The 17,365-nt window shown below is 38.5% G+C and carries 17 protein-coding genes; 1 reads left to right on the forward strand and 16 read right to left on the reverse strand.

Annotated features, from left to right (window positions below; all coding sequences use genetic code 11):
* Positions 1-209 precede the first annotated feature (209 nt).
* From KI356_RS11810 to spo0F, 13 genes are all read right to left on the reverse strand, one after another.
* Complete coding sequence (locus tag KI356_RS11810) at positions 210-758, reverse strand: manganese efflux pump MntP (RefSeq protein WP_128281740.1); 549 nt, start codon at positions 756-758, stop codon at positions 210-212.
* 77 nt (positions 759-835) lie between these two features.
* A complete protein-coding gene (locus KI356_RS11815) occupies positions 836-1,876 on the reverse strand; it encodes an L-threonylcarbamoyladenylate synthase (RefSeq protein WP_128281739.1) in 1,041 nt (346 codons plus the stop codon).
* Between the two features lie 108 nt (positions 1,877-1,984).
* Positions 1,985-2,443: a GNAT family N-acetyltransferase gene (locus KI356_RS11820; protein WP_098776018.1), complete on the reverse strand. Its 459-nt coding sequence runs from the start codon at positions 2,441-2,443 to the stop codon at positions 1,985-1,987.
* A gap of 51 nt (positions 2,444-2,494) precedes the next feature.
* Complete coding sequence (spoIIR, locus tag KI356_RS11825; RefSeq protein ID WP_128281738.1) at positions 2,495-3,358, reverse strand: stage II sporulation protein R; 864 nt, start codon at positions 3,356-3,358, stop codon at positions 2,495-2,497.
* Positions 3,359-3,568: 210 nt separating this feature from the next.
* A complete protein-coding gene (gene prmC / locus KI356_RS11830) occupies positions 3,569-4,420 on the reverse strand; it encodes a peptide chain release factor N(5)-glutamine methyltransferase (RefSeq protein ID WP_212935499.1) in 852 nt (283 codons plus the stop codon).
* Positions 4,420-5,487 (reverse strand): peptide chain release factor 1, encoded by a 1,068-nt coding sequence (prfA, locus tag KI356_RS11835; protein ID WP_002174366.1) that lies wholly within the window; start codon positions 5,485-5,487, stop codon positions 4,420-4,422. Before prfA ends, prmC begins: the two co-directional genes overlap by 1 nt.
* 440 nt (positions 5,488-5,927) lie before the next feature.
* Positions 5,928-6,512, reverse strand: coding sequence for a thymidine kinase (locus tag KI356_RS11840; RefSeq protein ID WP_000281086.1), 585 nt, complete (start codon positions 6,510-6,512; stop codon positions 5,928-5,930).
* 110 nt (positions 6,513-6,622) lie between these two features.
* Positions 6,623-6,868, reverse strand: a complete 246-nt coding sequence (locus KI356_RS11845; protein ID WP_000643447.1) for a type B 50S ribosomal protein L31 — start codon at positions 6,866-6,868, stop codon at positions 6,623-6,625.
* A 542-nt stretch (positions 6,869-7,410) separates the two neighbouring features.
* Positions 7,411-8,682, reverse strand: a complete 1,272-nt coding sequence (rho, locus tag KI356_RS11850) for a transcription termination factor Rho (RefSeq protein WP_002123767.1) — start codon at positions 8,680-8,682, stop codon at positions 7,411-7,413.
* Positions 8,683-9,185: 503 nt separating this feature from the next.
* Entirely contained in the window at positions 9,186-10,151 is a 966-nt protein-coding gene (gene glpX / locus KI356_RS11855) for a class II fructose-bisphosphatase (protein ID WP_128281736.1), read from the reverse strand.
* 183 nt (positions 10,152-10,334) lie between these two features.
* Positions 10,335-11,624, reverse strand: a complete 1,290-nt coding sequence (gene murA, locus KI356_RS11860; protein WP_128281735.1) for a UDP-N-acetylglucosamine 1-carboxyvinyltransferase — start codon at positions 11,622-11,624, stop codon at positions 10,335-10,337.
* Positions 11,625-11,976: 352 nt separating this feature from the next.
* The gene (locus KI356_RS11865) at positions 11,977-12,834 is read right to left on the reverse strand and encodes a class II fructose-bisphosphate aldolase (RefSeq protein WP_212935500.1); all 858 of its coding nucleotides are present in this window, start codon (positions 12,832-12,834) and stop codon (positions 11,977-11,979) included.
* A 210-nt stretch (positions 12,835-13,044) separates the two neighbouring features.
* A complete protein-coding gene (spo0F, locus tag KI356_RS11870) occupies positions 13,045-13,413 on the reverse strand; it encodes a sporulation initiation phosphotransferase Spo0F (protein WP_000398595.1) in 369 nt (122 codons plus the stop codon).
* Positions 13,414-13,614: 201 nt separating this feature from the next.
* Here spo0F and KI356_RS11875 point away from each other — a divergent pair, with 201 nt between their 5' ends.
* Positions 13,615-14,139: a DUF2529 domain-containing protein gene (locus KI356_RS11875; protein ID WP_128281734.1), complete on the forward strand. Its 525-nt coding sequence runs from the start codon at positions 13,615-13,617 to the stop codon at positions 14,137-14,139.
* 32 nt (positions 14,140-14,171) lie between these two features.
* Here the strand turns inward: KI356_RS11875 and pyrG are convergent, their stop codons facing one another.
* From pyrG to KI356_RS11890, 3 genes are all read right to left on the reverse strand, one after another.
* The gene (gene pyrG, locus KI356_RS11880; RefSeq protein ID WP_002123759.1) at positions 14,172-15,779 is read right to left on the reverse strand and encodes a CTP synthase; all 1,608 of its coding nucleotides are present in this window, start codon (positions 15,777-15,779) and stop codon (positions 14,172-14,174) included.
* Between the two features lie 257 nt (positions 15,780-16,036).
* Positions 16,037-16,573 carry a DNA-directed RNA polymerase subunit delta gene (rpoE, locus tag KI356_RS11885; protein WP_212935501.1) on the reverse strand — a complete coding sequence of 179 codons (537 nt, stop codon included), beginning with the start codon at positions 16,571-16,573 and terminating at the stop codon, positions 16,037-16,039.
* Between the two features lie 154 nt (positions 16,574-16,727).
* On the reverse strand, positions 16,728-17,357 hold the full coding sequence (locus KI356_RS11890) for a TetR/AcrR family transcriptional regulator (protein ID WP_212935502.1): 630 nt from the start codon (positions 17,355-17,357) through the stop codon (positions 16,728-16,730).
* Positions 17,358-17,365: the final 8 nt, after the last annotated feature.

Here is a 17,365-nt window from a genome sequence, read left to right on the forward strand (position 1 = left end):
CTCATCCTTTCTATATAATGTTTTTTTTATTTAAATGAATATAGTGCAAACGAAACTATGTATAAAAAGGAAATATCTCATCATTCACGAATCAATTTAATCCAGCCGAGAACCGCAATTTGTAAAATAACGCCCAAAACGATAAGTCGGCGTAACCACCATGGGAAAAATGTTACATACCATTTTCAGCAATTTATCCTTACATAAAATTATATAGGAAAAAGGAGATATAATCCAAACCCAACAAGAATAATACCGCCTACTATTTCACCGTATGTACCAAGCATATTTTTTACATGCCTACCAAGCAATAAACCAATCCACGCTAGTAACATACTTATTAGTCCAAACAGTAATATCGTAATAATTGTCTCTGCTCCGTAAATTCCAAGACTAAGACCTACTGAAAAACTATCTATACTAACACCAAATGCAAATACAAATAAACTAATTCCAATTGGAGCAATTCTAGTCTCTTCACCTTCTAAAATAGACGAATATACGATATAGAACCCTAGCCCAATTAATAAAATGGCTCCGGCAAAATTCGCGACATCCCCATACCTCTCTGATAGAAAACGTCCTAGTATCATTCCGATAAATGGCATAATAATATGAAATATCCCAATCGTCATACCGATATAAAGGATTTGTCTTAACTTTAATGTTACCATCCCCATACCGAGGCTCACTGAAAATGCATCCATCCCCAGGGCGAATGCCATAATTATTAAAGGTATTAATTGTTCAAGTGTCATTCATATCCCCCCTCGGACGTGCTACTTCACAATATGCTTATCCGAGGAGAAATATTCTGTTCACTAAAGGTACATTATCATTCAGTGATAATATGATGTCCCGCAGCTTTTGTTAAACGATTCATAATTGCATTTCCTATTCCTTCATTCGGGAATGATTCACTAAAAATAACATCTACTTCACTTGCATCAAATGTTCTAAGCACATCATATAACTTAGTCGCAACGCTGGCTAAATCGCTTCGAACACCACAAGACAATACAACATCTGCACTATACACATGCTGATACTCTTCTGTCGTTAATACACCTACTTTAAGCCCTTCTTTCTTTTTCTCATCCACAATAAGCTGAATAAACTCTCGTGATCCTTCAACAATACTAAGTGGCGCTTTCGGTGCATAATGTGTATATTTCATTCCAGGTGATTTCGGTTTTTCTTTCTCATCCTTTAAAGCTGGGTCTAAAGAAACATTCCCTATCACTGCTTCTAATTGCTCCTTCGTAATCCCACCTGGACGTAAAATCGTTGGAACCTCGCTCGTACAATCAATTACAGTTGATTCAACGCCTACTCCTGTTGCCCCGCCATCAACAATACCAGCGATTTTTCCATTTAAATCTTCATACACATGAGAAGCTAACGTTGGACTTGGGCGTCCTGAACGGTTCGCACTCGGTGCCGCAACAGGCACGTTTGCCTCTTCAATAAGAGCGAGCGCTACTGGATGATCCGGCATCCTCACTCCGACTGTATTAAGACCTGCCGTAACCCTCTCTGAAATTCCTTCCTTTCTCGGTAAAATGATTGTTAATGGTCCCGGCCAAAAGTGCTCCATTAACTTTTCTGCAACCGGTGGAATTTCTCTTACAATACCATCTAACTGAGATTTTGTTCCTATGTGGACAATCAGGGGATTATCGCTCGGTCTCCCTTTCGCTTTAAAAATTTTCGCTATCGCTTCATCATCCATTGCGTTTGCTCCTAGCCCATATACCGTTTCCGTTGGGAAGGCCACCGCTTCATTTTCTCTTAATAATCTCGCTGCTTCTTTTAATTGTGGATAATATTTTTTTCTTTCCACAACATTATCCACAACCCACATATTTGTATGCATTTTTTCACACGTCCTTTTCTACCATGAAATACTTGTCTATTTTTAGTTTACTATGAGATTTATCCAAAAGACAAACAAGGTTTATCCACAAAATGTGGATAAACCTTGTTAATCCGTGGATAACTTTGTGAATAGCTGACAATTTAGTATTATTGCATTTAGCTCTTTTATATTTTTACAAAAGTGTTCTAACTGTCGAATTCCCTCTGGAACTTTCTCTTTCTCTATAATGACAAAGTCAAAAAACTGAAAGATTGTCACAGATTGTGGATGATTTGTGAGTAAGTACAATTGTCGAATATCTTTTTCTTTCATATACTGCAAAAACATTTCAAAAAAATATAAGAAAGTCTGTTTATCCACATTAGGTGTGAATAAACAAGAACGAATAAGTGCATTTTCTCCACTTTGTTCATATCCAATTACCGCTCGTATTTCTCCCGCCTCTTCCAAAATCATAAATTGTGCGTACAACTCATTTATTTTATCATCTTTTTTATTAGCTTGTCCGAAAAAAGAATGCAATCTTTCTACATCTGCTTTCGTAGCAAAATACACGTTCTTCATAGTAAATCCCTCCTCGTTTATATATATATGAGGAGGGATTTATTAATAGTACTATTTAGAGAATAAAGATGTAAAAGCTTCGACGATAAATAATTTAACCTCTGGTTTTTCTTCTTCCTCTTCTACTTTTACATACTCATTTTTCTTTTCTTGTTTTTGCTCCACAGGTTTCTCCACTTTTTCCACAGTTTTTGTTTCTACTTTTTTTACAGGCTGTTCTTCTACTTGCGTTTCATGTTTTACTACTTTCTTTTCAGAAGTTGTTACTTTTTTTGCTACTTCCTTCTTTACAACTTCCTTTTCTTTCACCTCATCCTCTTTTTTCTCTTGTGTATCTACTACTTCCTCATCTAGTTGTTTTACCTGCTCTTCTTCAGGAGATTCAGCTTTCACAACATGTTCTTCTTTCCTTACAGCTGTACCACTCGAAAAATCTAAGAAACACATTGGTGGAAATAATACACACCACCAGTTTGCACCTTCCCCTTTTCCAATTGTAATAAGTACCGCTTCATATTCTCCTGCTGGATAAATAAAATTTCCATATACCTTTGTAGGAAACTTCACGTTCTTACCGAATTTCACTTGAAACGCCTCTTTACTTCCTTCTCTTTTCAGCGTCTTTGCCACTGTCTTTTCAATTTCAGGAATATGATTTTGAATTACTTTTCGAGCTTCTTCAAACGACGTTAAATCCGCTACCCATCCATCGATTTGCGCTTTCACTTCATCACGTACTTTACGTTTTAATGCCTGATCTTTATCGGAATCACTATTAGCTAAAATACGTAATCGAACGGCCTCTTTCGGAATAACAGCAGGCCCTTTTGCATCAGCTTTCATATATCCAAACTGCACGAGTAACTGTGCACCAATTAATAATAAAAGAAAATAAGCAATAACTTGTTTTTTCATTTCCTCCACCGTCCCCTCTAGAAACAGTGTGGACAGAGTTACTTCTTTCTAAACTATTAAATTCAAAATCTATATAAATTTTTGTAACTACTCAGCCACTCTATGAAAAACCGACAGAAAAACATTTTTTTAAATGGTCGAGAGGGACTGGCTATGTATGGCGGAGTAGTTACGAATTTTTCATACAAAAAATAGAGTAAGGCTTATGCCTTACTCTATCTCTGCAAATACCATACGATCTTTTCCATTAATATCAAAGACAACTTCAACGTGAGCGTGCGGGAAAGTTTGCTGTAATAATGCTTTCACATCTTCACCTTGCCCTACACCAATTTCAAACGCCACAATCGCCTTTTTCTGTAATACATTCGGCAATTCCTCCATAAAACGACGATAGAAATCTAATCCATCTTCGCCGCCAACAAGCGCTCTTTTCGGCTCATGCTCTTTCACAACAGTAGAAAGACCACGCCAATCTTCCTCTGGTATGTACGGAGGATTGGAAACAACAACATCTAACTTCTGACCCGTTTCATAAAACGGAGACAGTAAATCACCGTGATAGAAAGTCACATCCGCCCCTAAAGTTTTTGCATTTTCTTTTGCAACTTCAATCGACTCCTGTGCGATATCTACTGTATACACATGAAGATTTTTATTTTCTAAAGCGAGCGTAATAGAAATCGCTCCACTACCTGTTCCAATATCCGCTATGTGAAGCTCCTCATTACCAAAATGGCGCTCAATTCTCTCTAGCACTCCAACTATAAGTTCCTCTGTTTCCGGTCTTGGTATCAATACCTCTTCATTCACAAAGAATGATCGGCCATAAAACATTTCATAACCGAGCATATATTGGATCGGAATACCTTCTACGTGCTTGTGGATAAATTCTGCAAAACTTTTCTCTTGTTCCACAGTTATTTCTTCACGCATATTCATGAGCATTCCGGTTCTGTTCGTCTTTAATACATGACAAAGGACAATTTCTCCCGCATTTTCATCTCGTCCATTTTCCTGTAAAAAAGAAGAAGCCCATTTCAGGGCTTCATAGACACGCATTACTCAGCTGCCTCCATCTTTTGCGCCTGATCTTCCATCACTAAGGCATTGATGAAATCATCTAACTTACCTTGTAGGATTTGATCCAGCTTTTGAATCGTTAAACCGATTCGATGGTCTGTAACACGGTTTTGCGGGAAGTTATACGTACGAATACGCTCTGAACGATCTCCCGTACCAACAGCTTGTTTACGGTTTTGATCATACTCAGCTTGCGCTTCTTGTCTAAACTTATCATAAACACGTGCGCGTAATACTTTCATCGCTTTTTCTTTATTCTTAATTTGTGATTTCTCATCCTGACAAGATACAACTACACCAGTCGGTAAATGTGTTAAACGTACCGCTGACATCGTTGTATTAACGCTTTGTCCACCAGGACCACTAGAAGCAAATGTATCAACACGAACATCTTTTTCATGAATATTAATTTCTACTTCTTCTGCCTCTGGTAATACAGCTACAGTTGCTGTAGATGTATGAATACGTCCACCAGATTCCGTTTCAGGAACACGTTGTACACGGTGAGCACCATTCTCGAATTTCAGCTTCGCGAAAGCACCTTTACCGTTAATCATAAAGATAATCTCTTTATATCCACCTAACTCTGTATAGCTCGCTTCGATAATTTCAGTTTTCCAACCTTGTACCTCAGCATAACGGCTATACATACGATATAAATCACCAGCAAATAAAGCTGCCTCGTCACCACCAGCAGCACCACGAACCTCAACGATAACGTTTTTATCATCATTAGGGTCTTTTGGAACAAGTAAAATTTTCAGACGTTCTGATAATGTTTTTTCTTGTCCTTCTAATTCAGAAACCTCTTCTTTTACCATGTCACGCATATCAGCGTCTAACTTATCTTCTAACATTGCTTTTGCATCTCGTAATTGCTCACGAACATCTTTATACTCACGGTACACCTCTACCGTTTCCTGCATATCAGATTGCTCTTTTGAATACTCACGAAGCTTATTTGTATCGCTAATAACCTCTGGGTCACTTAACAATTCATTTAACTTCTCATAACGATCTTCTACAGCTTGCAAACGATCTAACACACCATTCACCTCTACATCCTAGTATCTAATACAAATAGTATATGGTACTTAATCAAAAAAACGCAAATTATATTTAAAAGCGCAGGTGGCTTGTTCAGAATCGCAGGACATTGGAGCTCTCGACCTTGAAGCGCTCTTTGCTTCGAGTGAGAGAGTGAAATGACCGGAGATTCTAGCCACTGGAGCTAGATAATATATTTAAAAGCGCAGGTGGCTTGTTCAGCTCTGACTGGCTAAGGTTCTCTCGTACAAAAGGTACTTTTTACCTTGAGTAGCGGAGGTTCTTAGACACGAAGAGCTTGCCACCGGAACTAGATTATATTTAAAAGCGCAAGCGGCTCGTTCGGCTTTGACTGCCTAAAGTTCTTAGCTGTGCGAAGAGCGAGCCACCAATCTTCATCTATTTTCGAAAAAAACCCGCTCTACATAGCGAGTTTCATTTATCTTTGTTTTGTAGGTACTGCATGACAATGACGACAACGTGGTTCATACGATTCTGAAGCCCCAACTAAAATAATTGGATCATCAAATGCCGCTGGTTCTCCATCAATTAAACGTTGCGTACGACTTGCAGGAGATCCACACGCAGAACAAACTGCCTGCAATTTAGTTACATGTTCAGCAATCGCCATCAGCTGAGGAACTTGTCCAAATGGTAGACCTCGGAAATCTTGGTCTAATCCAGCTACAATGACACGATAGCCACGATTTGCCAATACTTGCACCACTTCCACAATGTCCCCATCAAAAAATTGTACCTCATCGATTGCAATAACATCCATTTCTTCTGTTACATGGTTAAATATATCTTTTGAAGCTGAAACAGGAACTGCTTTAACCTTTAATCCATTATGTGATACAACATCTTCTTCACTATAACGATTATCAATACATGGTTTAAATACAATCGCATGTTGTTTCGCAAATTGCGTACGGCGTATACGGCGGATGAGCTCTTCTGATTTTCCAGAAAACATACTCCCGCAAATCACTTCAATCCAACCATTTTGATTCATTAAGTACATTGAGCTCTCCTTTCATCTACTTTCCTAATCCAAAGTAGGGTAAAGGTTTAATATTTTCGCAAAAAAAACAGACAAGCGAATACATACACTTGCCTGTTTTATGTTCTTTATTACTTGATGCCGTATTTCTTATTGAAGCGGTCAACACGTCCGTCTGCAGTAGCAAACTTCTGACGTCCAGTGTAGAATGGGTGAGAATCAGAACTGATCTCAATTTTTAGTAATGGATAAGTGTTACCATCTTCCCACTCAACAGTTTCGCTAGAGCCTTTAGTAGACCCGCTTAAGAATTTGAAGCCTGTGTTCGTGTCCATAAATACAACTTTATTGTAATTTGGATGGATTCCTGCTTTCATTCTTTTCATCTCCTTCCGCCCTGAATCATTTTCGAAACAGAGTTTTTCATCTTCAGCTGCTTACACAACTATATTGATGAAACACATATGATGAAATTATAACAAGGCTAACTCCATTTTGCAACTACCTGTTTTTGTCTTTTGAAATTTAAAGTGGAGGTGGCTCGCTCAGCTCTGACCAGCTAAGGTTCTTTCGCCCTAAAGGTGCTTTTTACCTTTCGGGCGGAAGGTTCTTAGATGCGAAGAGCTAGCCACCGGAACTGGATATTAATTAAGAACCTAGGACATTTCAAGCTCTCGACCTTGAAGCGCTTTTTGCTTCGAGCGAGAGAGCGAAATGACCGGAGATTTTAGCCGCTGGAGCTAGATAACACTTTAAAGTGCAAGCGGCTCGCCCAGAATCGTAGGGCACTGGAGCTCTAACACAAAATATGATTTTCATTTCAAAAAACAAATTTTTCCCATATATTACTCTCTAATATTCCCTTAAAAGCATAAAAAACTCGCTTACTACGAAATAAGCGAGTCCCAATCTTTTCCCTTTACTTAGTTGTCACATATCTTTTTGAGTCTGCAACAATGTTTTGTAAAAATTCTTCATTTGTCTTTGTTTGACGAAGTTTACGTAAGAAGCCTTCAACAAAGTCTGGTGTATCACGCATTGTTTTACGAATACCCCACAGCTTGTCTAAATGTTCTTTCGGAATTAATAGGTCTTCTTTACGCGTACCAGAGCGACGAATATCAATCGCCGGGAAGATACGACGCTCAGCTAATGAGCGATCTAAATGAAGTTCCATATTTCCAGTTCCTTTAAATTCTTCGTAAATTACATCATCCATACGAGAACCTGTATCAACAAGCGCTGTTGCTAAAATTGTTAAGCTACCGCCCTCTTCGATATTACGTGCAGCCCCAAAGAAACGCTTCGGTCTATGGAAAGCCGCTGGATCAATACCACCTGATAAAGTTCTACCACTTGGCGGAATAACAAGGTTGTAAGCACGCGCTAAACGGGTAATACTATCCATTAAGATGACAACGTCTTTTTTATGCTCTACAAGACGCATTGCACGCTCTAATACAAGCTCAGCTACTTTAATATGATTTTCTGGTACTTCATCAAAAGTAGAGCTTACAACGTCACCTTTAACAGAACGTTCAATATCTGTTACTTCCTCTGGACGCTCATCAATTAAAAGTACAATTAATTCTGCTTCCGGATGATTTGTTGTGACACTATGTGCAATTTCTTTTAACAGACTTGTTTTACCAGCCTTTGGAGGCGCGACAATTAAACCACGTTGTCCAAATCCAACTGGTGCGATTAAATCCATGATGCGTGTCGGTAACTTTTTCGTTTCCGTTTCCAGCTTCATTTGGCGATCTGGGTATAACGGTGTTAATGCAGGGAAATGCACACGCTCTTTTGCTGAGTCTGGATCATCTCCGTTTACAGCTTCAACTTGTAATAATCCAAAATAGCGTTCATTTTCTTTCGGAGGTCGTACTTTACCAGAAACCTTATCTCCATTACGTAAATCGAAACGACGAATTTGCGAAGCCGAGATATAAATATCTTCTGAGCTTGGAGAATAATTGATAGGACGTAAGAATCCAAATCCTTCTGATTGAATAATTTCTAATACGCCTTCCATGAAAAAGAAACCTTCTTTTTCTGCTCGAGCTTTTAAGATAGCGAAAATCAGCTCTTTTTTCGTTAACTTGCTGTAATACGAAATCTTAAATTCTTTCGCAAGCTCGTATAACTCTTTTAATTTCATGTTTTCTAATGCTGCAATTGACAAATTCATTCAGACACCACACTTTAACGTTATTCTCTTTTCACATGGGTAAAGGGAAAAAATACGGAAGGCAAATAAATAATAATGAAAGGCAATAAGTTCAAGTAGGATAATATTCACTATTGTAACCCTTTTATCTAGTTTTAATCAATACGTTGAAACACAAATACAATAAGCGAAGACAAGAAAATTTGTCTTCGCTTTTCATATTTCTTTCTTTTTTCTACTCACCCTATTATGAGGAAGAATAGATAAGCCATTTTCGCTCTTATTTAATCCAGTTCCAGCAGCTAGAATCTCCGGTGGCTTCGCGTCTTCCTACGAGGCAAAAAGCGCCTCTACGTCAGAAGCTCCATCCTCCTGCGATTCTGAACGAGCTGCTTACGCTTTTTATTTAATCCAGCTCCGGTGGCTAGAAGGGTCAGCCATTTCACCCCTTCCTGCGAGGCAAAAAACGCCTCTTCGTCAGGAGCTCCAATGCCTTCCCCTTCTAAACGAGCCACCTCCGCTTTTTACTTAATAACCAAATTCGGTTTTTTATTTAAGCTATGGCGGCCATCTACAAAGCGTACTGTACCTGATTTCGCACGCATAACAAGGGATTGTGTTGTTCCTACGCTACCTTTAAATTGAACGCCTCGTAGTAGTTCCCCGTCTGTTACACCTGTTGCTGCAAAGATTGCATCGTCACCTCTTACTAAGTCTTCCATACGAAGGATGCGATTTATATCTTCAATGCCCATTTTTTTACAACGTTCTAATTCAGCTTCGTCTTGTGGTAAGAGCTTTCCTTGAATTTCTCCACCTAAGCATTTTAATGCAACTGCTGCTAATACACCTTCAGGCGCTCCACCAGAACCGAATAGAATATCTACACCGGTACGGTCGAATGCTGTATTGATTGCTCCAGCTACATCTCCATCGTTAATTAACTTAATACGAGCACCAGCTTTACGAATTTCTTCAATAATTGCTTGGTGACGTGGACGATTTAAAACTGTCGCTACAACATCTTCAATATCTTTATTTTTCGCTTTCGCAACGGCACGTAAGTTGTCGATAATAGGTGCGTTGATATCAACTGCCCCAACTGCTTCTGGGCCAACCGCTATTTTATCCATGTACATGTCAGGAGCATGTAACAAATTACCGTGATCTGCAATTGCAATAACAGCAAGTGCATTCCAGCCGCCAGCTGCTACGATGTTTGTCCCTTCTAAAGGATCAACTGCAACGTCTACGCGTGGTCCATATCCTGTACCTAATTTCTCTCCGATATATAGCATTGGCGCTTCATCCATTTCACCTTCGCCAATTACAACTGTACCTTTCATCGGAATTGTATCAAATACATCACGCATAGCTGATGTTGCTGCACCGTCTGCCTCATCTTTTTTTCCGCGCCCCATCCAACGCGCTGATGATAATGCTGCAGCCTCTGTTACACGTACTAACTCCATAGATAAACTTCTTTCCACAATAATCCCTCTCCTTTAAGTCTTTATATTTCTGCCGTATTTTGTGAACCGTGTTTTTCTATAAAGTGCACTTCCGTCCGTAGTGATTCTTCGCTCCCCATTAACGGAAGTATCACCACCTTATCCCAATTGGTGAGGGCTAATAATCAGTGGGGGATGCCCCATACTGATTAAAGCTTCACTTTATGCGTTCTTCATTTCTTCAATTTCTTGCTTTGTCATTTGTTCTCGCCAAATGTTTGCACCAAGCCCTTTAAGCTTGTCTACTATATTTTCGTAACCTCGATCAATATGATCCAGTCCCGTTATTTCTGTAATGCCATCTGCCATTAAACCCGCAATAACAAGGGACGCACCAGCTCGTAAGTCACTCGCTTTCACCTTCGCGCCTTGCAATAAAACGGGTCCAGTCACAATTGCTGAACGGCCTTCTACTTTAATTTGTGCGTTCATACGGCGCAATTCATCAATATGCTTGAAACGCGCGCTGTAAATTGTATCAGTTACAACTCCTGTCCCATGCGCTTTTGTTAAAAGCGTTGTAAACGGCTGTTGTAAATCTGTTGGAAATCCTGGATATACAAGCGTTTTTACATCAACTACTTTTAACCTTCTATTGCCGTTCACTGTAATTTGATCATCGCTTGTTTCAACTTGAACACCAGCTTCTCTTAGCTTCGCAGTAACAGATTCTAAATGCTGAGGAATAACGTTATCAACCGTTACTTCTCCTCCTGACGCTGCCCCTAAAATCATATACGTACCAGCTTCAATACGGTCTGGAATGATAGTGTGGTGACAACCATGTAAAGAATCCACACCATCAATTCGGATTACATCTGTACCAGCACCTTTAATACGCGCTCCCATACTCGTTAACAATGTAGCTACATCAATAATCTCTGGTTCTTTCGCTGCATTTTCAATAACAGTTCTACCTTTCGCTCGTACAGCCGCTAGCATAATATTAATCGTCGCTCCTACACTAACAACATCTAAATAAATACGCGCTCCACGTAGTTCATCTGCTCTTAAATAAATGGCACCTTGTTCATTTGTAACATGTGCACCTAATGCTTCAAACCCTTTAATATGCTGATCAATCGGTCGCGGCCCTAAATGACATCCACCTGGAAGCCCAATAACAGCTTTTTTAAAACGGCCAAGCATTGCACCCATTAAGTAATACGAGGCGCGCAATTTTTTCACTTTTCCATTTGGTAAAGGCATCGCAACCATGTTAGAAGGATCTACTACCATCTCTTCCTCCTGCCCATAAGTTACTTTCCCTCCAATTTCCTCTAGTAAGTCTCCTAACATTTTCACATCCGAAATATTAGGAACGCCACCAATAGTTACTGGAGTATCTGCTAAAATCGTCGCTGGAATTAATGCAACAGCACTGTTCTTTGCACCACTCACGCGAATTGTTCCATTTAAAGCTCTTCCGCCTTCGACTAGCAATTTTTCCATATTGAGCTCCCTTCTTGTGAATGTATTTACCTTCTATTACTTCTTTATAAGAAGTAATAGAAGGCTCCCCTTAAGAATCTCAATCCCTCTTTCCACCCTAAACCTCAATAAGTAGAAAACCATCACCTGTAGTTCCCATGCTGTACAAATAGATGAAAATTAACTATTCATCGAATCTAATTCATCAATTCAGATACTTATCACATTTATTAATAGGACTATGCACATTATTTTCTATATTTGCAGCCTAAAAATTCACTTTATAAAATCTTTAGACTTGTTCACGCTTTCATTATACAACGAAAGGAAACCGTCTAAAAGACTAGACGGTTTCCAAAACGGAATTTTATTCTTACGCTTTACCGTTAGAACCGAACTCATGCATTTTACCAGCAACAGTTGCTTTGATAGCGTCGCGGCCAGGTCCAATATATTTACGAGGATCGTAAACTTCTTGGTCTTTGCTTAATGCTTCACGAACAGCTTTTGTAAACTCAATTTGGTTCTCAGTGTTTACGTTAATTTTTGAAGTACCTAAAGAAATAGCTTTTACGATATCAGCAGTTGGGATACCAGTACCACCGTGTAATACTAAAGGTACGCCAGTGAAGTCGCGAACTTGTTCCATTTCTTTGAATCCTAAGTTAGGCTCACCTTTGTAAGGACCGTGTACAGAACCTAAAGCTGGAGCTAGGCAATCGATACCTGTTGCTTCAACAAGGTGTTTACACTCTTCAGGATCAGCGTAGATAACGCCTTCAGCGATAATGTCATCTTCTTGTCCGCCAACTGTACCAAGCTCAGCTTCTACAGATACATTACGAGCATGTGCATATTCTACCACTTTTTTAGTAGTTTCAACGTTTTCATCGAATGGGTGGTGAGAAGCGTCGATCATTACAGATGTGAAACCTGCATCGATTGCTTCTTTACATTTTTCGAAGCTTGAACCATGGTCAAGGTGAATCGCTACAGGAACAGTGATGTTCATTTCTTCGATTAAAGCTTTAACCATAGCTACAACTGTTTTGAAACCAGTCATATGACGAGCTGCACCCTCAGATACACCTAAGATTACAGGAGATTTTTCTTCTTCCGCAGCAGCTAAGATAGCTTGAGTCCACTCTAAGTTGTTCATGTTGAATTGACCAACTGCGTATTTTCCTTCTAGTGCTGTGTTTAGCATTTCTTTCATAGAAACTAAAGGCATGGTGAATCCTCCTAAAAAACGTTTTTTGTATCCGATAAATTCTTATCGCTGGTAGTATGACCAGAATAAGGTAAAATATGTATATTTACATACCGGACTTCTTTCTACACTCAATAGGATAACAACTTGTACTCAAAAACTCAACCGTATTCACCTGCTCAATAGTCCATGTAAACGCTTTTTTCCATATTTTTTATAAAAAATTCATTTTTACGCCTCTACAGCAAGCTGATTTCTCACTGCTTGACGAATTTCATCAATATCAAACGGTTTAGCAAAGTGCATTAAAGCACCTAAATCTTTCGCTTCTTGAATCATATCTAATTCTCCATAAGCAGTCATTAAAATCACTTTAATACTCTCATCAATTTCTTTTACATGTTTTAAAATCTCTATACCATCCATACCTGGAATTTTCATATCTAACACTACTAAATCCGGATTATCTTTTTTAACGATATCTAAAGCTTGAAATCCATTCGCTGCTTGGAATGTCTGGTAACCTTCTTTTTGGAACACTTCATGCAATAAAACACGAATGCCATATTGATCATCAACGATTAAAATTTTCCCTTCCATAACTCCCAACCTCTCTGTGTAAGTACAAGATTTAAAGCTTCTTATATCTTATCGATTTATTTTCGCTATTCTTTGCCAAATTCCTTCCTGTTCTTTCTTATTTTACCGTTTCCTATTTTGTTATGCCACCTACTATTTCCCCTTTCAAAAAAAAATAAGCTATAATGGGAACCAACTAACACGAAAGAAAGGAGCAACAACATGTTAAAAATTTTCTCAACTCAATTAAGTGGATATTTCTCCAAAATTTCTCAAAAAGAGGACATGAATATAGAAGATAGCGCTCGTCTACTTGCCCAAGCGTTAGTTGGCGATGGCTTCATTTACTTGCATGGTACAAACGAAATGGAGGGCGTTGTTTCAGAAGCATTATTTGGCGCTGAACCAATGAAACAAGCAAAACGCTTAATAGAAAACGGTGAACTGGCGGCAGTGACTTCTGCGGACCGCGTACTTCTTATTAGTCGTTTTTCAACAGATGAAGAGGTTGTGACGATTGCAAAAAAACTTCAAGAAGAAGGTCAATCTATCGTTGGTATCTCAGCTGTTCATGAAAGTCCCGAATCGTTAGAACAATATACAGATGTACATATTGATATAAAACTGTTAAAGGGTCTTATTCCAGATGATGAGGGTAACCGCTATGGATTCCCAAGTTTAATTATAGCTTTATTTGCTTATCACGGATTGAAATTTACAATTGATGAAATGTTAAATGAATATTAAAAAAAGCGCCCTATTTCAGGCGCTTTTTTTTATTACTTGCTCTCTTTATTCGTAATAGAAGCACTTACGAAATCATGGAACAATGGTTGTGGACGGTTTGGACGAGATACAAGTTCTGGATGGAACTGTGCTGCCACGAACCAAGGGTGGTCTTTTAATTCAATGATTTCAACTAGACGGCCGTCTGGGCTTGTACCAGAGAATACAAATCCTGCTTTTTCCATATCCGGACGGAATTGATTGTTGAACTCATAACGATGACGATGACGCTCATATACAACCGGCTCACTGTAAGCTCTGTAAGCATTTGTTTCTTCAGCAAGCTTACATGGATATAGACCAAGACGAAGTGTACCACCTAAGTCTTCTACATCTTTTTGTTCTGGTAATAAGTCGATGATTGCATAAGGTGTGTCAGGATTAATTTCAGAAGAGTTAGCTCCCTCTAATCCTAATACGTTACGTGCAAATTCAATCGATGCAAGTTGCATACCTAAGCAAATTCCTAAGAATGGAACTTTGTTTTCACGAGCATATTGAATCGCAACGATTTTACCTTCTACACCACGATCGCCGAAGCCACCTGGTACAAGGATACCATCTGTGTCTCCTACTAATTCTTTTACATTTTCTGCTGTTACATGCTCAGCATTTACCCATTTCACTTCTACATCTGTATCGAAAGAGTAACCTGCATGACGAAGTGCTTCTACAACAGAGATATATGCATCTTGAAGCTCTACGTATTTACCAACAAGAGCGATTTTTGTTTTCTTAGAAAGGTTACGTACTTTATTAACTAGCGCAGTCCACTCTGTCATATCTGCAGCTGGATTGTCTAATTTCAAGTGATCGCAAACGATTTGGTCCATATTTTGTTCTTGAAGAGATAATGGAACCGCATATAAAGTATCTGCATCGCGTGCTTCGATAACTGCTTTTGTATCGATGTCACAGAATAATGCAAGCTTGTCTTTCATGTCCTGAGAAACAGGTAGTTCTGTACGAACAACGATAATATTTGGTTGAATACCTAAGCTGCGAAGCTCTTTAACGCTATGTTGCGTTGGTTTTGTTTTCATTTCACCCGCTGCTTTTAAGTAAGGGATTAACGTACAGTGAATGTACATTACATTGTCACGACCGATGTCGCTCTTAATTTGACGAATTGCTTCTAAGAATGGTAGAGACTCGATATCACCAACAGTTCCACCGATTTCTGTAATAACAACGTCGGCGTTTGTTTCGCGACCAGAACGATATACACGTTCTTTAATTTCGTTAGTAATGTGAGGAATAACTTGAACTGTTCCTCCTAAATATTCACCACGACGCTCTTTTTGAAGAACTGAAGAGTAAATTTTACCTGTTGTTACGTTGCTGTATTTATTTAAGTTAATGTCGATAAAACGCTCATAGTGACCTAGGTCTAAGTCCGTTTCTGCACCATCATCTGTTACGAATACCTCACCGTGTTGGTATGGGCTCATAGTCCCTGGGTCTACGTTAATGTATGGATCAAACTTTTGAATAGTTACGTTTAAACCACGATTTTTCAAAAGTCTTCCAAGAGATGCTGCTGTAATACCTTTTCCTAAAGACGATACTACACCGCCTGTTACAAAAATATACTTAGTCATGAAAAAGCTCCCTCCTAATTCGTTGTTATATAATCACCGTTGCAAAGCGCAACGTATGTAGATAACACTGTATCTATCTTATTGTTAGACTCTTTTTATTTTCTAAACAAAAAACAAAAAAGAAAATTGCTCCCCTCATCACATAAAGTAATAAGTAGGGAGCAATTTTCTTTTATATTTACACTTTAAAAGTATTATCGTCCTTTTTTAAAGAGCCCAAAAATGATTCTACATGGACGATAATGAAAAGTCAAGAACTACCGCTCTTCCTCTTCTTCTTCTTCAGTTTCATCGTACTCAAGTTCTTCTTCTGCGAATTCTTCATCATCTTCTTCTAAATCATCAAGATCATCATCATCATCATCTGCGTCTTCTTCTTCAAGAACCTTGTCCAAATCTTCTACATCTTCTTCGTCTGCATTTCCTTCTGCATCGCCGAATTCATCGTCATCTTCTTCGATGTAGTCGTCAAAACCGTCCTCTTCAACTTTACGTTTCTTCTTCGGTTTTGGCTGAGGTAAGATTTCTTCATCAATTTGCTCATATGGGTACCAGCTACGTAGCCCCCAACGATTTTCTCCTAAATTAATGAAACGTCCATCGATGTTTAAATCTGTATAAAATTGTGCGAGTTTCGCATTAACTTGCTCTTGAGATAGTCCCAGCACTTGAGCGATTTCTTGAACCAACTCGTTGAATGTCGTTGCTTGTCTTTTATCCCCTAAAACGCTATGTACAACTTCAATCATTGAACATTCTTTTAGCTCTTCTGGTGAATATTGCTTAAAATTCACTTATGCGGCACTTCCTTTCTTCAAATATAACCTTATATACAACGGTCTGCCTAAAAAAATCCATACTATTCATTATAAACAAAACTCGCACAAATATGCTACAAAAAAAACGGGAAACTTTTATATGGTAATAAAATTATAATTTGTCTATTCCTTATTTCGGAAACATATGCGCTCCTTGCAGTACATATCTAATTTGCATTTCAGTATATTCTTCAAGTGTATACAGTTTTTGCAGGGCCCAGCGTCTAAATCCCCACATTTGTCCTTGTATGAAAATATTATGTGCAAGAAGTTGTATTTCCTTTTCACTTAATGTAAATGTCCCATTTTCTGTACACTGTTCTAAAATATTTTCAAACATCCCTACCATTTGAAACTCTTTTTCTAATACATATGGAAGTGATTCTTTCGGTAAAAAACGGACCTCTTGATACATGATTAATACTTCTTCTTGCAATTCATCCATCACTTTAAAGTAATTCGTTATCGCTATCTTTAAACTTTCTATACTTCCCTTCTCTGTACACACTACTTCCTCTAATCGTTCTTTTACGTGTTCATAAATACTATCACAAACTAAATATAAAACATCATCTTTTGTACGAATGTACTCATAAAGTGTTCCGATACTAAATCCCGCCGCTTTCGCAATTTCTCTCGTTGTTGTGCGTGGAAATCCTTTTTGCTTAAACAGTTGCACCGCACCTTTAATCATTTGTTCACGTCTTAACGCAACTAATTTTTCATCTTTCACGGATGCATGTACGTTATGTTTAACCATCGCCTTCA

The sequence above is a fragment of the Bacillus hominis genome (genome assembly GCF_018332515.1).
Classification (GTDB): domain Bacteria; phylum Bacillota; class Bacilli; order Bacillales; family Bacillaceae_G; genus Bacillus_A; species Bacillus_A hominis.

What these genes read in the sequence shown, in the direction of transcription:
- KI356_RS11810 (WP_128281740.1), bottom strand. Translation starts at nt 758, where the DNA reads ATGACACTTGAACAATTAATACCTTTAATAATTATGGCATTCGCCCTG.
- KI356_RS11845 (WP_000643447.1), bottom strand. Translation starts at nt 6,868, where the DNA reads ATGAAAGCAGGAATCCATCCAAATTACAATAAAGTTGTATTTATGGAC.
- KI356_RS11815 (WP_128281739.1), bottom strand. Translation starts at nt 1,876, where the DNA reads ATGCATACAAATATGTGGGTTGTGGATAATGTTGTGGAAAGAAAAAAA.
- KI356_RS11820 (WP_098776018.1), bottom strand. Translation starts at nt 2,443, where the DNA reads ATGAAGAACGTGTATTTTGCTACGAAAGCAGATGTAGAAAGATTGCAT.
- spo0F (WP_000398595.1), bottom strand. Translation starts at nt 13,413, where the DNA reads ATGGAAGGGAAAATTTTAATCGTTGATGATCAATATGGCATTCGTGTT.
- pyrG (WP_002123759.1), bottom strand. Translation starts at nt 15,779, where the DNA reads ATGACTAAGTATATTTTTGTAACAGGCGGTGTAGTATCGTCTTTAGGA.
- murA (WP_128281735.1), bottom strand. Translation starts at nt 11,624, where the DNA reads ATGGAAAAATTGCTAGTCGAAGGCGGAAGAGCTTTAAATGGAACAATT.
- KI356_RS11840 (WP_000281086.1), bottom strand. Translation starts at nt 6,512, where the DNA reads ATGTACTTAATGAATCAAAATGGTTGGATTGAAGTGATTTGCGGGAGT.
- KI356_RS11865 (WP_212935500.1), bottom strand. Translation starts at nt 12,834, where the DNA reads ATGCCTTTAGTTTCTATGAAAGAAATGCTAAACACAGCACTAGAAGGA.
- spoIIR (WP_128281738.1), bottom strand. Translation starts at nt 3,358, where the DNA reads ATGAAAAAACAAGTTATTGCTTATTTTCTTTTATTATTAATTGGTGCA.
- prmC (WP_212935499.1), bottom strand. Translation starts at nt 4,420, where the DNA reads ATGCGTGTCTATGAAGCCCTGAAATGGGCTTCTTCTTTTTTACAGGAA.
- rho (WP_002123767.1), bottom strand. Translation starts at nt 8,682, where the DNA reads ATGAATTTGTCAATTGCAGCATTAGAAAACATGAAATTAAAAGAGTTA.
- KI356_RS11890 (WP_212935502.1), bottom strand. Translation starts at nt 17,357, where the DNA reads ATGGTTAAACATAACGTACATGCATCCGTGAAAGATGAAAAATTAGTT.
- KI356_RS11875 (WP_128281734.1), top strand. Translation starts at nt 13,615, where the DNA reads ATGTTAAAAATTTTCTCAACTCAATTAAGTGGATATTTCTCCAAAATT.